This window comes from Pseudomonas sp. lyk4-TYG-107 (genome assembly GCF_030209055.1).
In the GTDB taxonomy this organism is placed as follows: domain Bacteria; phylum Pseudomonadota; class Gammaproteobacteria; order Pseudomonadales; family Pseudomonadaceae; genus Aquipseudomonas; species Aquipseudomonas putida_A.
Genome location: NZ_JARVST010000003.1, coordinates 106,570 through 120,672 on the forward strand (window position 1 = coordinate 106,570; position 14,103 = coordinate 120,672).

The window sequence follows — 14,103 nt, forward strand, 5'->3', positions numbered from 1 at the left end:
ATTACGCTTGAGCCCATCGATACGACTATTGTTCAGGAACCGCGCAGGTGAAAGAGCCGAATCATCCCGAGGAAAGCGAAGCGCAAATCCGACGCACGGCGCTTTATTCCACCCTTGCCCAAGTGCCTGAGGGCAAGGTGGTCAGCTATGGTCAGTTAGCTGAACTCGCAGGGTTGGGGCGCGCCGCCCGCTGGGTCGGCCGGACCCTGAGCCAATTACCCGGCGATACCAGACTGCCGTGGCACCGGGTATTGGGTGCCGGCGGTCGGATCAGCCTGCCGCCGGGCAGCCCTTCGGGGGACGAACAACGGGCACGATTGCGTTCTGAAGGCGTCACCGTCCTGAACAATCGTGTGGATATTCAGCGCCATGGCTGGCGTCCGGTAGAGCACAGCGGTTAGAGTGCGCGCTTTGTTTTCGCAATCTTGAGGCAGACTTCAGCCCATGCCCCGTAAAACCTGGCGCGCCGCGCTCGCCGCCTATGCCAGTCCCTCGACGCTCGTGCTGTTGTTGCTCGGTTTCGCTGCCGGCCTGCCGTACATGCTGGTGTTTTCGACGCTTTCCGTCTGGCTGCGTGAGGCCGGCGTTGCCCGTGAAACCATCGGCTACGCCAGCCTGATCGGTCTGGCGTACGCCTTCAAATGGGTCTGGTCACCGCTGCTCGACCAATGGCGCCTGCCTTTATTGGGCAAGCTGGGCCGCCGCCGTTCGTGGCTGGTGCTCTCGCAGACGCTGGTGATTCTGGGCCTGATCGGCATGGGCTTCTGTGATCCACAGAAACACCTGTCCTGGCTGATCGCCATTGCCGTTATCGTCGCTTTCGCTTCCGCCACCCAGGACATTGCGGTAGACGCCTATCGCCTGGAAATCGCCGACGACAGCCGCCAGGCCGCGCTGGCCGCCAGTTACATGTCCGGCTATCGCGTCGCCGCCCTGCTGGCCACCGCGGGCGCCCTGTTCTTCGCCGAAGGCTTCGGCTCCACCGGCTTCAACTATCAACATTCGGCCTGGACCGGCACCTACGCGCTGTTCGGCGTGTTGATGGTGCCTGCCCTGCTGACTTCGCTGCTGATGCGCGAGCCGCCAGTGCCACTGCGCACGCAGCTGCAGGCCGGCCGCTACAGCTTCGCGCATCAACTGGCCTCGGTATTCGTACTGATCGTGTTGCTGGTGTCGGTTCCGGCGATGTTCACCCAGCTCTACAACACCGATTTCGCCAGCGTATTGTTCGGCCAGATGAGTCCGCTCGACCTGCTGCTCGAAGACCGCGCTTTCCTGCGCGCGATCCTCTATACCCTGCTCACCGGCCTGTGCCTGTCGACCATGGGCCGTCGCGGCCTGGCGCCGGTGCTGACCCCGGTCAACGACTTCATCCTGCGCTACCGCTGGCAGGCGTTGCTGCTGCTCGGACTGATCGCCACCTACCGGATGTCCGACACGGTGATGGGCGTAATGGCCAACGTGTTCTATATCGATCAGGGCTTCACCAAAGACCAGATCGCCAGCGTCAGCAAGATCTTTGGCCTGATCATGACCCTGGTCGGCGCCGGGATGGGCGGCCTGCTGATCGTGCGCTTCGGCATCCTGCCGATCCTGTTCATCGGTGGCGCGGCGTCGGCGGCGACCAACTTGCTGTTCGTGATGCTCGCCGATATGGGGCCGAACCTGAAGATGCTGGTGGTCACCATTTCGCTCGACAACTTCAGTTCCGGGCTTGCGACCTCGGCGTTCGTCGCCTATCTGTCGAGCCTGACCAACCTCAAGTTTTCGGCCACCCAGTACGCCCTGCTCAGTTCGATCATGCTGTTGCTGCCGCGGCTGATGGGCGGCTATTCCGGGGTAATGGTCGAGAAGTTCGGTTACCACAGCTTCTTCATGATCACCGCACTGCTCGGCGTGCCGACCCTCCTGTTGATCGCCCTGCACTGGTTCCAGGAAAATCGCCGTGCGGGCCCGACGCCGACACCCGAGCCTGCACCAACCTCCGTCGTCGAGGAGTCGTAGGACATTTCAGCAACGGCGGGAGGATTCCCGCCGTTGAGCCTCACCGCCGAGCGCAATCCTGTACGTCGGCAAATCTCGCCGGTACACTGCTCCGTCATTTCCAGTCATAGCAACCGACAACGGCCAACCATGCGCACCAGTCAATTTTTGCTCGCCACACAGAAAGAAACGCCTTCCGATGCGGTCGTCGTCAGCCACCAGCTGATGCTGCGCGCCGGCATGATCCGCAAACTCGCTTCGGGCCTGTACACCTGGCTGCCGATGGGCTTGCGGGTAATGCGCAAGGTTGAAGCCATCGTTCGCGAAGAAATGAACGCTGCCGGTTCTCTTGAAGTGTTGATGCCGAGCACCCAACCGGCCGAGCTGTGGCAGGAATCGGGGCGCTGGGAAGAATACGGCCCTGAGCTGCTGCGCATCAAAGACCGCCACGGTCGCGACTTCTGCGCGGGCCCGACCCACGAAGAAGTGATCACCGATCTGATGCGCAACGAGTTGAGTAGCTACAAACAGCTGCCAATCAACCTGTACCAGATCCAGACCAAATTCCGTGACGAAATCCGCCCACGCTTCGGTTTGATGCGCGGCCGCGAATTCATCATGAAGGACGCCTACTCGTTCCACGCCGATCAGGCGTCGCTGCAGGTCACCTACGACCGCATGCATCAGGCGTACTGCAACGTGTTCACCCGTCTGGGCCTGAAATTCCGTCCGGTTGAAGCCGACAACGGCTCGATCGGTGGCGCTGGCTCCCACGAGTTCCACGTACTGGCCGAGTCCGGCGAAGACGACATCGTCTTCAGCAATGGTTCCGACTACGCGGCGAACATCGAGAAAGCCGAAGCCGTGCCACGCGAAACCTCGCGTCCAGCGCCGGCCGAAGAGCTGCGCCTGGTCGACACTCCAGACACCAAGACCATTGCCGCGCTGGTGGAAAAATTCAATCTGCCGATTGAAAAGACCATCAAGACCCTAATCGTCCATGCCGAAGAGCCAGGCAAGCTGATTGCCCTGATCATCCGTGGCGACCACGAGTTGAACGAAATCAAGGCTGCCAACCAGCCAGGCGTGGCCAGCCCGCTGGTCATGGCTTCCGATGCCGAGCTGCGTGACGCCATTGGCGCCGGCGCCGGTTCCCTCGGCCCGCTGAACCTGCCGCTGCCGATCATCATCGACCGCTCGGTCGAACTGATGAGCGACTTCGGCATCGGTGCGAACATCGACGACAAGCACTACTTCGGCGTGAACTGGGAGCGCGATCTGCCGGTTCCAACCGTTGCCGACCTGCGTAACGTCGTGGCCGGTGACCCAAGCCCGGACGGCAAAGGCACCCTGGAAATCAAGCGCGGTATCGAAGTCGGGCACATCTTCCAGCTGGGCAACAAGTACAGCAAGGCGATGAAGTGCGAAGTGCTGGGCGAGAACGGCAAACCGGTCACCCTGGAAATGGGTTGCTACGGTATCGGCGTATCCCGCGTGGTCGCTGCCGCCATCGAGCAGAACAACGACGACAAAGGCATCATCTGGAGCGACACCCTGGCGCCGTTCCAGATCGCCCTGGTACCGCTGCGTTATGAAACCGAGCAGGTGCGCGAAGCCACTGACAAGCTGTACGCAGAACTGACGGCGGCCGGTTTCGAAGTGTTGCTGGACGATCGCGACAAGAAAACCAGCCCGGGCATCAAGTTTGCGGACATGGAGCTGATCGGCATTCCTCACCGGATCGTGGTCAGTGACCGCGGCCTCGCCGAAGGCAACCTGGAATACAAGAGCCGCACCGAAGCCGAAGCGCAAGCGCTGCCGGTTGCCGATGTGCTGTCCTTCCTTCAGGCCCGTATCCGCCGCTGAATCCAGATAGAGACCTCATGTTCAAGCGAAACACCTTGGGCCTCGGTGGTGCCGCCTTGTGCGGCGCCCTGCTGGTCAGCGGCTGTGCCAATCAGATGTCACAGCGCAGCGAGCACGAAGAGCGGGTCGAGCGCAAATTGCTCGATCACAGCCTGCAGATCGATGTCGGTGAGCCTAAGGTGCTCGAGCTGCCGCAACGACGCGTGAAGATCAACGAACAGAAGACCTTCGAAGTCACCGAGTTTGAGGTCACCCGTCGTTACGATCGCTACACGCCTTATCAGCCCTGGCGCGAAATCTACGAGATTCCGCTGGGTGCAGTGGCCGTGGTCGCCGGTATTGGCGCCAATGTGGTCAACGTATTCGCTCTGGGCAACCTGCCGGACAGCGTGACCAAGGACTGGTTGAACTACGGCATTGCCGGGGTCAACCCGTTCATGAACGTGCAGTCCCACGGTCGTGCGCAACAGAACCTGGCCGGTATCGATGAAGTCCAGCGCGACAAGCGCACGGAGTATTCGAGCCTGCCGTGGAGCGAGCGTCCGGTGCAGGTCAAGGCCGGCAAGCAGACCTTCGACATGACCACTGACCGCAACGGCGTGCTGCGCCTGAACCTGCTGGACAGTCCGTTCGCCGAAAATGACCTGAACCATATCGGCAAGCTGCAGATCAGCGTCGAAGACGGCAAGGATGACGTGCACAGCGACTCATCCCTGGCGATCAGCAGCCATTTGCGCAGCAAGTTGCTCGAAGCGCACGGGTTGATTTACGACGATCTGGAAGACGACGAAGTGAGCCAGTGGGTTCACCGGGTCAAACGTCTGTCGGAACTGGGTCTGGAAGAAGAAGCCAGCGAGCTGGAGCAAAGCCTGATCGAACTGACGCGTAACGATCCTGAGTTGCAGGCCGAGTTTCTCAAGTCGCTGACCAAGGATGCGGGGCGTCTGGTCGCTGATCCAGGACCGAATTAACAGCAAAAGCTTCGCGAGCAGGCTCGCTCCCACAGTGAAATGCAATCTAATGTGGGAGCGAGCCTGCTCGCGAAGAGGTCCTGACAGACACCGCACATCTACCGCTCAAACAGCTCCATCTGCTCAAACCCACCGCGCAAATCCTCCAGCCTCACCCCCACCCCCAACAACCGCACCGGTTTCCCGCCCCGGTTGAACGCCTGCGTCAGCATCAACTGATAACTGCCCAGATCGCGCCCTGCCCCGGCTTGCTCCAGTGTGGTCTGAGTAAAGTCATGGAACTTCACTTTGACGAACGGCTTGCCTGGGCGATAACTGCTGTCGATCCGCTCCATTCGGGTTTTCAGGGTTTCCAGCAGCTCCGGCAGTTTGTCGAGGCAACTGCGCAGATCCGGCAGATCGACGTCGTAGGTGTTTTCCACGCTGATTGACTGTCGGCGGCTGTCGTTATGCACCAACCGGTCATCGATCCCACGGGCCAGACTCCAGAGTCGCTCACCGAAACTGCCGAATTCGCGCACCAGCGCCAACTTGTCCCACTCGCGCAGTTGCAGGCAATCGACGATGCCGAGCTTGCCCAGTTTGTCGGCAGTGACTTTGCCGACGCCGTGCAACTTGCTCACCGGCAAGCCACTGACGAAATCCTCGACCTGATCCGGGGTAATCACGAACAACCCGTTGGGCTTCTTCCAGTCACTGGCGATCTTGGCCAGAAACTTGTTCGGGGCCACGCCCGCAGACACGGTGATGTGCAACTGATTGGAGATCCGCCGGCGGATATCTTGCGCGATGCGCGTGGCACTGCCGCCAAAATGCGCGCTGTCGGAGACGTCGAGATAGGCCTCATCCAGCGACAGCGGCTCGATCAGGTCGGTGTAATCGCGAAAGATCGTATGGATTTCCTTCGAGGCTTCGCGATAGGCCTCCATGCGCGGCTTGACGATGGTCAGGTCGGGACACAGCTTCAAGGCATGCCCGGACGACATTGCCGAACGTACGCCATACGCCCGCGCTTCATAGTTGCAGGTGGCAATCACCCCACGCCGATCTGCCGACCCGCCCACCGCCAGCGGTTTGCCGGCCAGGTTCGGGTCGTCGCGCATCTCGATGGCGGCGTAGAAACAGTCACAGTCGACGTGGATGATTTTTCGCTGGGTCATGACAGAAAAGGAAACATGGCGAGCCGGAAACGCAGTATCTCACTGACACCTGTATATAGCACCAGTGGTCTGAATGTTCTTTTCAGCCTGTGGGAAAACCACGATGAATTTATTTTCTCAATCGAGAATCACCGACCGATAGAGCTGAAAGCCTTGCCCCGCCTGCCCTGCGCGCCCGTCTCCTGCACTGGAAAAAGCGCTAACCGATTGAACAGGAACAGATTTATCCAGATTCAAGGTTGACACCCCGGCGATCCTCTGTAGAATGCCGACACACAGACGCGGGATGGAGCAGTCTGGTAGCTCGTCGGGCTCATAACCCGAAGGTCGTCGGTTCAAATCCGGCTCCCGCAACCAAACATCAAAAAAGGCTACTCGAAAGAGTGGCCTTTTTTGTGTCTGTCTGTTTTTCAGACCAGCCTCTGCATCACGCACATCGGGGCGAACAGGAATTCGTTGCATTTCCGAAACTTACCGCACCGCTGCGACCGTTTGACGCAAATTCACACTTATTTGACCCTTTACGGGATTAGCGGTTGACACCTCGCCGTTCGCCTGTAGAATGCCGCCACACAGACGCGGGATGGAGCAGTCTGGTAGCTCGTCGGGCTCATAACCCGAAGGTCGTCGGTTCAAATCCGGCTCCCGCAACCAAACATCAAAAAAGGCTGCTCGAAAGAGTGGCCTTTTTTGTATCTGTGGAAAAAGTCCTTTCGCAACAATGATCTGTCACGCTGCAGTGAAACGCTCAGGATCATCAGACCGACCGAGTTGCGACTATGCTTGAGTCGCAGGCAAGACGTCTGCAATCCATGACCCGCCCTCGCCGATCCCGGATGAGAGGCGTAGTATTTTGTGATTATTTTTTTCTACAGGGATTGGTAACTTGGCTGGATACCTCCATCCTGTCGCGCACAATCCAAGAGGTGATTGATGCGCGCCAACTCGTCTGATTCACAAGACACCGTCACAGCAGAACATCCGATCAAACCCGAGCGCCTGCGCTTGCTGGATCGGTTGAGCAAATATCGCCAGCCGATCGGTCTGGCGGTCACGTTGCTGCTGTTTGCCATTGCGCTGATTGCCTGTCGCCACCTGCTGAGCGAGCTCGATCTGTATGCCCTGCATGACTCGATCCTGGCGGTGCCGAAACCGGCCCTGCTCGGCGCAGTGGCTGCTACGGTGGTCGGCTTCATCATATTGCTGGGCTATGAATGGTCGGCCAGCCGCTATGCCGGCGTGACACTGCCGCCGCGCACTTTGGCGCTGGGCGGCTTCACCGCATTTGCGATTGGCAACGCCATCGGCCTGTCGCTGCTGTCCGGCGGCTCGGTGCGCTACCGTTTATATGCACGCCACGGGCTGGGCGCCTCCGAAGTCGCGCACATGACGCTGTTCGCCAGCCTGTCGCTGGGTTGCGCCCTGCCACCGCTGGCGGCTCTCGCGACCCTGAGCGACCTGCCCGCCGCCTCCGCCGCACTGGGCCTGTCAGAAGGCCTGCTCGGCACGATCGCCATGGTGGTGCTGGGTCTGGGCGCGATTCTGGCGATCGGCATCTATCGCCGCCGTCTGCCGGAGCAACCGTACCGCGATAACCTGCTGGTCAGGGCCGGTCGCCGGACGTTGCGCCTGCCAGGCCGCCGCCTGACCTTCCTGCAACTGATCATCACCGCCCTCGACGTCGCCGCAGCGGCCACCGTGCTTTATCTGCTGCTGCCGGAAGCCCCGCCGTTCGGCGCCTTCCTGCTGGTGTACCTGCTGGCCCTGGCCGCCGGCGTCCTCAGCCACGTACCGGGGGGTGTCGGGGTTTTCGAAGCGATCCTGCTGGCCGCGTTTGCCGACACCCTCGGGGCCGCGCCACTCGCCGCCGCCCTGCTGCTCTATCGTCTGATCTACGTCGTGCTGCCGCTGCTGGTGGCCTGCCTGTTTTTGCTGATCAACGAAGGCCAGCGCCTGTTCCAGACCCAGACCATGCGCGCCGCATCCGGTCTGGCCGCGCCGATTCTGGCGGTGCTGGTGTTCCTGTCCGGCGTGGTGCTGCTGTTTTCCGGCGCCACCCCGGAGATCGACACCCGTCTTGAACACATCGGTTTTCTGATCCCGCATCGCCTGGTTGACGCCTCGCACTTCGGCGCCAGCCTGATCGGTGTGCTGTGCCTGATGCTGGCGCAGGGCCTGCGCCGTCGCCTGTCAGCCGCGTGGATGCTGACCACCATTCTGTTGCTGGTCGGCGCCCTGCTCTCGCTGCTCAAAGGCTTCGACTGGGAAGAAGCCACGCTGATGACACTCACCGCTGCGTTGCTCGGAGTGTTCCGTCGTTCGTTCTATCGTCCGAGCCGCCTGACCGAACTGCCGTTCTCGCCGCTGTATCTGGTGGCCAGCCTTTGCGTCCTGGGCGCCTCGACCTGGTTGCTGCTGTTCGCCTATCAGGACGTGCCGTATAGCCATCAACTGTGGTGGCAGTTCACCCTAGACGCTGACGCCCCGCGCGGCTTGCGTTCGCTGCTCGGCGCCGCCGTGCTGTTACTGGTGATCGCGCTGACCTGGCTGCTGCGCACCGCGCGCCCGGTGATCCACCTGCCGACCCCGGACGAACTGGATCGCGCCGCGAAAATCCTGATGGCTTCGTCGCAACCCGATGGCGGCCTCGCGCTGACCGGTGACAAGGCGTTGCTGTTTCACCAGAACGACGAAGCCTTCCTGATGTACGCCCGCCGTGGCCGCAGCCTGGTGGCGCTGTACGACCCGATCGGCCCCGGCCAGCAACGCGCCGAAATGATCTGGCAGTTCCGCGACCTGTGCGACATCCATCACGCCCGTCCGGTGTTCTATCAGGTACGTGCGGAAAACCTGCCGTACTACATGGACATCGGCCTGACCGCGATCAAGCTCGGCGAAGAAGCCCGGGTCGATCTGCAGCGCTTTGACCTGGAAGCCAAGGGCAAAGAGATGAAGGACCTGCGCTACACCTGGAACCGTGGTACCCGCGATGGTCTGTCGCTGGAAATCCATGAGCCGGGCCAGGCGCCGATGGACGAGTTGAAAGTGATTTCCGATGCGTGGCTGACCGGCAAGAACGTGCGCGAGAAAGGTTTCTCCCTCGGTCGGTTCAGCGACGATTACCTGAAGCATTTCCGCATTGCGGTGATTCGCTTCGAAGGCCGCCCGGTGGCGTTCGCCAACCTGCTCGAGACTTACAGCCATGACCTGGCCAGTCTCGACCTGATGCGCTCGCACCCGGACGCCCCCAAGCTGACCATGGAGTTCCTGATGGTCGGTTTGATTCAACACTATAAGAGTCACGGATACGCGCGCTTCAGCCTGGGCATGGTGCCGTTGTCGGGGTTGCAACCCCGGCGTGGTGCACCGCTGACCCAGCGTCTGGGCTCGATGGTCTTCCGCCGTGGTGAGCAGCTGTACAACTTCCAAGGCTTGCGCCGCTTCAAAGACAAGTTCCAGCCTGACTGGGAACCCCGTTATATGGCAGTGCCCGCCGGACTCGATCCGCTGGTGGCGCTGGCCGATACTGCTGCCCTGATCGCGGGCGGCTTGACTGGATTGGTGAAACGCTGATGATTCAACGCTCCCTGAAGTACATCCTGGCCGCACTGATCGTGCTGGCCGTGATTGCCGGCGGCGGTTACTGGTACCTCAAACGCCCGGCACCGCAACCGACTCTGCAACCGCTGACTGCCGCCGACGGCACGGTCATGACCCGCGTCATTCCCGGCACCCAGCCCAAGGCTCAGGTGCTGGTCGCGGTCAATGACGACCAGAAGCTGACCGACAACCAACTGAGCACCCTGAGCCGCAGCGCCTCGGCGCAGATCGTTCAAGTGATTCTGCCCAAGGACTGCCTGCAACAGAGCCGCGCCCTGCAGACCGGCCTGCGCGAACTGAATGGCCCGGCCACGCTGGTCAGCGGTATCGGCCCTGGCGCCGTGCTGGCCTGGCGCTGGTTGTCCGAGCAGAAGGACGACAAGGCCCAGGCGATCTCGGTAGACCTGGCGCTGGAAAAACCCGGTTGCACTCACCTGCTGCCAAAATCCGCGGCTCATGGCCATTGGCTGGTGGCATGGAACGACAACCCGGACGACACCAGCGCCGGTTTCGTGCGCGATCAACCGAACGCCGAAACCAGCATCAGCGACTACGACATCAACCTGCCGCAAGTGCTGAACAACGAGCTGCGCAAGATCCTCGTCGGCGGCGACAAGGCCAACGGCGGTCTGGCAATCCCGGTGGTGGAAGTGCCGGCCGGTCAGGCCAAGGACACCGTGACCCTGTTCCTCTCCGGTGACGGCGGCTGGCGCGACCTCGACCGCGACGTCGCCGGCGAGATGGCCAAGATTGGCTACCCGGTGGTCGGCATCGACACCCTGCGCTACTACTGGCAACACAAGAGCCCGGAGCAAAGCGCCCTGGACCTGACCGAACTGATGCAGCACTACCGGCAGAAATGGGGCACCAAGCGCTTCATCCTGACCGGTTACTCGTTCGGTGCCGACGTCCTGCCAGCGATCTACAACCGCCTGCCGGACACCGAGCAGCAACGCGTCGACGCCATCATCCTGCTGGCTTTCGCCCGCACCGGCAGCTTCGAAATCGAAGTCGAAGGCTGGCTCGGCAACGCCGGCAAGGAAGCCGCCACCGGCCCGGAAATGGCCAAACTGCCAGCGGCCAAAGTAGTGTGCATCTACGGCGCCGAAGAAACCGACGAAAGCGGCTGCACCGACAAGACTGCCGTTGGCGAAGCGGTGAAACTGCCCGGCGGCCACCACTTCGACGAGAACTACCCGGCGCTGGCCAAGCGCCTAGTGGACTTGATCGAGAAGCGTCAGAGCAAGGATCAGCCGGCAGAGTGATCTGCGCCGATAAAAAAGCCCCCGCAACCTCACGGTTGCGGGGGCTTTTTTACGCAAACTTGCAGCACTTCCTGCCAGTCGAAACTTCTATCGATACCGAGACTAAAGCTGAACATCTATCCACGTGATGTCATCTTCTACATCGATACAGCTGCCATCCGGCGCTGCTAGCAAGTAGCTTTGCTGTAACTCGGTTAGCTCCGCCCAAAAACCATCGGTTGCAAATACCAGTCGCTCTCTTAGGGTCAATGAATGAAACACAAAGTCAGGGTTCGGTGCGCGACTCGCCTTCAAGCATCGAGTCACCCGGTGTCGAGCCGGATCTTGCGCCAGCTCGGAGTGGGAACGGTCGCGCCTCCAGTTAGCCTTACAGTGGGGCGACGTAATCCATTCGATCGCGCCTGCCGGCGTCACAACACCGCACGAACAATCACCCTCATACGCAAGCGTGAGTTTCCCATGAGCGGCGACACCCACCACATAACAAGTGGCGCCTGTGTGACTTGCAAACAAAACGGGGTGGAGGTCGGCCAGTATAGAAAGCAGTACCTGTTCAACAGCTTCGCACTCAGTGATATGGAGGCCGTGATCAAAGTGTTTTGACCAGACATCTAAAACACCCTTCACAAAGGACTCAGCCAACTGGCCACTGCCAACCCTCGAGGTACCGTCCGTGATAACAAATACGCCGTTTTCTCCATCACAGAGCGCTCCAGCAAAGTCATGATTGGTTCTCCTGGCTCGCCCTGCTACCGATCTGACGTGGTATTTCATGCGCTGCCCAGTTCTTTCATGCGCCCATGAATGATTTGTCCTCTTCCCGGATTGGCCTGTACCGAGCCCGAGCTTTCAATCACATAGTCAATGCCACTGAGAACCCTGAGTGCTCGGACTCCATTCGTGATGAATTCCTTGAGCTCGGATTCCGCCTGCCGAACCTCTTCTAAAAACTCTGGACGTCCATCAATCAAGATAATGATGTCTTCGACGTCTTTATGGTATGGATCGCCACCGCCACGACCACTGAAGGCTTCCAGTTTTGTCGCGAGAAAATAGGTAGGTTTGAATATCTGGATGACGGTACCGCTGGGTAACGTAAATTTATTGGCCCGCGCCAGCCCCTCTACAAACCAGCGGTTGGCGTATCCGAGAACCTCAGGATCAGAAGGCATCACGTCAACGACGATGTCGTTGAAGCGGAAACGACAGTTCACTTCATCCTCGCCAGTAATCTTGAAATTCCTGGCCGCCAACCGTTCGGTAAGCTGCTGCCAGGCGCCAATGCCTGCCAGCTCGATCACCAGGTCAACATCATCGGTGAAGCGAATGTCGTCCAGCACAACAGCATCAGTTACCAGCATGGCTGTGGTGCAACCTCCGACAAAGGCAACCTCCGCGAGAAACGCCTCTCCCAAACCCTCAGCAACAAACTCAATAAGCTCGTAATTGTGATCAGTGTTGGATGACATGTTATTTCAGTCCCATCCCTGCTTTTAGAATGTTGACCGCAACACCACACTCTCGCGGACCTCCAAGGCGGATTGCATCAGCAAGCGCAAGATAGTGGTAAAGGGTCCTGTCCCTCTTCACCGCTTCCGGCACTGTTTTGTAGAGCGGCTCTATCGCCTGTCCACGCTCAGCTCCAAGTGCATCTGGCCAAACCGGAATCAGTCCGCCAGCACTTTTGATGCTTTTGGACAGTGCCGGTGCTGCAAAACCCGTCGGGATGCCGCGAACCATTGCCCCGGGCTTTACAGGGAAAAAGTATTTCAGAGCGTGTTCGGTGATGTTTAGCAACTGCCGCCGGTTAACTTTTGGAAGTCCGGTGTCATAGTCATTGGTGAGCAGCCCGGACACACGACACCTGGCGATGGAATTTGAAACTTCGCTCTTGCTTAGCCCAAGTGCAGCAGACAACGCACGCAACGAGTAACCTTCACTCCAGCTCGCCAGTGGCGGAACAGCTACCGGCTCCGACCACCCTTCCCACCCCACCTCATCGTCCAGGGGCGAATCGAAATCCTGTCGACGGAATACAGTATCTTCACCGTCGGTGGAGTAGGTGACCAATGGTTGCCCCACCCGACCGCCCGCCGTCATTTGACTGACCACGTAGGGCTTCAACAACTCCTCGACTCTGTTCGAATTTGACTCCGACTCCATTACCCCAAGGAGGTTTTCCTCCTGAGCGTGAAGGCTGGCCATCTTGAACAAAAGCAAAATGTCTTGACTCTTCATGAAGCTTAAAACCCCAAGCGTCCACATTCCATAAAACGTGGACACTTGTCTCATTCAAAATATCCGATAGTCAAGCCCTTTATTCGGCCCCGCTCCTGTGGCGCCAACTCAAGAATCCACCTGCCCCGAGATTGCTCGCTACCTTAATTCCGGTTACCGGTGTCGCAATATCAGATGACGTTCGCATACCTTGTAGGCAAACTCCTAATCTCATGGTTAGGCACTTTGCCGCTCTGTTGCGCTGTTTTCGACGGGATACTCTCCAGAGGTCGCTGACCAATTCAGTGATCGGGTGTGGTAACCCGGCTAAGCAAAGTGCAACAACGCTCCCCAACACGACTCAGGTGTTTTTACGTCTGCAATTCCGAGTCATGGCGGCTGTGCGTGGGAGACCTTCGGGTCTGCCGGGTTTTTTGCTCTCCCGGTTTACCACCCTGCGTACAGCTGCCACCCATTCGTGTGGAAACGAAAGTCACGGCACTTCGAACCAAGGAGTAACACGATGACCGAAACTGATCTGCACGGACCCGCGAACGTTAAAACCATCGGCTGCACCCCTTCCTCTACCACTCGGATCAAGCGTTCTTCAATGTCCGCTCTGGCATTCCGATTCTCGAAGCACTGTCCCAATCCTCCGACCTGCTGTCCCTCGCCAAATCATTCACCGAAGACGCTGCCTTCATCAAAGACACCGACCGCCATGCCTGGGCTGCGCATTACCTGACGGTGATGGGCAAAGCCTTGATTGATGACGTGATCCAAGCGCTGATGCCGCGACCTGCGCGGGCGAAGACCGAATCTGAAGAAGAATTGCCTGAAAGCCACTGACACCACAGAATCCTTGTGGGAGCGAGCTTGCTCGCGAATGCGGTGGATCAGCCACCACATGTCTCGCCTGACACTCGGCCTTCGCGAGCAAGCTCGCTCCCACAGGGGATTTGCAGTGGGTTAGAGGTTTATGTGCGTGTCTAGTCCTGAAATAGGTTTACACCTGTTTCAGTCTCAAAATGCCCGATGCAC

The 14,103-nt window shown here is 59.6% G+C and carries 10 protein-coding genes, 2 tRNA genes and 1 pseudogene; 9 read left to right on the forward strand and 4 right to left on the reverse strand.

Annotation, left to right across the window (positions count from 1 at the left end; genetic code table 11):
- Positions 1–47 precede the first annotated feature (47 nt).
- From QRN61_RS03930 to QRN61_RS03945, 4 genes are all read left to right on the forward strand, one after another.
- Positions 48–401 (forward strand): MGMT family protein, encoded by a 354-nt coding sequence (locus QRN61_RS03930; protein WP_247269459.1) that lies wholly within the window; start codon positions 48–50, stop codon positions 399–401.
- Positions 402–444: 43 nt separating this feature from the next.
- A complete protein-coding gene (locus tag QRN61_RS03935; protein ID WP_027614343.1) occupies positions 445–2,004 on the forward strand; it encodes an AmpG family muropeptide MFS transporter in 1,560 nt (519 codons plus the stop codon).
- Positions 2,005–2,133: 129 nt separating this feature from the next.
- On the forward strand, positions 2,134–3,849 hold the full coding sequence (locus QRN61_RS03940; protein ID WP_041070725.1) for a proline--tRNA ligase: 1,716 nt from the start codon (positions 2,134–2,136) through the stop codon (positions 3,847–3,849).
- Between the two features lie 17 nt (positions 3,850–3,866).
- Positions 3,867–4,820 (forward strand): hypothetical protein, encoded by a 954-nt coding sequence (locus QRN61_RS03945; protein WP_027614341.1) that lies wholly within the window; start codon positions 3,867–3,869, stop codon positions 4,818–4,820.
- A gap of 98 nt (positions 4,821–4,918) precedes the next feature.
- On the opposite strand, the gene dinB is transcribed toward QRN61_RS03945, so the two are convergent.
- The gene (gene dinB / locus QRN61_RS03950; RefSeq protein WP_097086527.1) at positions 4,919–5,980 is read right to left on the reverse strand and encodes a DNA polymerase IV; all 1,062 of its coding nucleotides are present in this window, start codon (positions 5,978–5,980) and stop codon (positions 4,919–4,921) included.
- Positions 5,981–6,260: 280 nt separating this feature from the next.
- Between dinB and QRN61_RS03955 the strand changes: the two genes are divergently transcribed.
- From QRN61_RS03955 to QRN61_RS03970, 4 genes are all read left to right on the forward strand, one after another.
- Positions 6,261–6,337, forward strand: a tRNA-Met gene (locus QRN61_RS03955).
- A 220-nt stretch (positions 6,338–6,557) separates the two neighbouring features.
- Positions 6,558–6,634, forward strand: a tRNA-Met gene (locus QRN61_RS03960).
- A 279-nt stretch (positions 6,635–6,913) separates the two neighbouring features.
- Positions 6,914–9,553 carry a bifunctional lysylphosphatidylglycerol flippase/synthetase MprF gene (gene mprF / locus QRN61_RS03965; RefSeq protein WP_285373272.1) on the forward strand — a complete coding sequence of 880 codons (2,640 nt, stop codon included), beginning with the start codon at positions 6,914–6,916 and terminating at the stop codon, positions 9,551–9,553.
- Positions 9,553–10,845: a virulence factor family protein gene (locus QRN61_RS03970; RefSeq protein WP_007964390.1), complete on the forward strand. Its 1,293-nt coding sequence runs from the start codon at positions 9,553–9,555 to the stop codon at positions 10,843–10,845. Before mprF ends, QRN61_RS03970 begins: the two co-directional genes overlap by 1 nt.
- A 102-nt stretch (positions 10,846–10,947) precedes the next feature.
- Here the strand turns inward: QRN61_RS03970 and QRN61_RS03975 are convergent, their stop codons facing one another.
- From QRN61_RS03975 to QRN61_RS03985, 3 genes are read right to left on the reverse strand one after another with little or no spacing between them, the layout of a single operon-like run.
- Complete coding sequence (locus QRN61_RS03975; RefSeq protein ID WP_096795877.1) at positions 10,948–11,619, reverse strand: PP2C family protein-serine/threonine phosphatase; 672 nt, start codon at positions 11,617–11,619, stop codon at positions 10,948–10,950.
- Positions 11,616–12,314 carry a hypothetical protein gene (locus QRN61_RS03980; RefSeq protein WP_285373273.1) on the reverse strand — a complete coding sequence of 233 codons (699 nt, stop codon included), beginning with the start codon at positions 12,312–12,314 and terminating at the stop codon, positions 11,616–11,618. The genes QRN61_RS03975 and QRN61_RS03980 overlap by 4 nt, the downstream gene beginning before the upstream one ends.
- 1 nt (position 12,315) lies before the next feature.
- The gene (locus QRN61_RS03985) at positions 12,316–13,110 is read right to left on the reverse strand and encodes a MarR family transcriptional regulator (RefSeq protein ID WP_179353287.1); all 795 of its coding nucleotides are present in this window, start codon (positions 13,108–13,110) and stop codon (positions 12,316–12,318) included.
- A 475-nt stretch (positions 13,111–13,585) separates the two neighbouring features.
- On the opposite strand from QRN61_RS03985, the pseudogene QRN61_RS03990 reads away from it, so the two are divergent.
- Positions 13,586–13,911: pseudogene (locus tag QRN61_RS03990) on the forward strand (DUF3077 domain-containing protein).
- Positions 13,912–14,103: the final 192 nt, after the last annotated feature.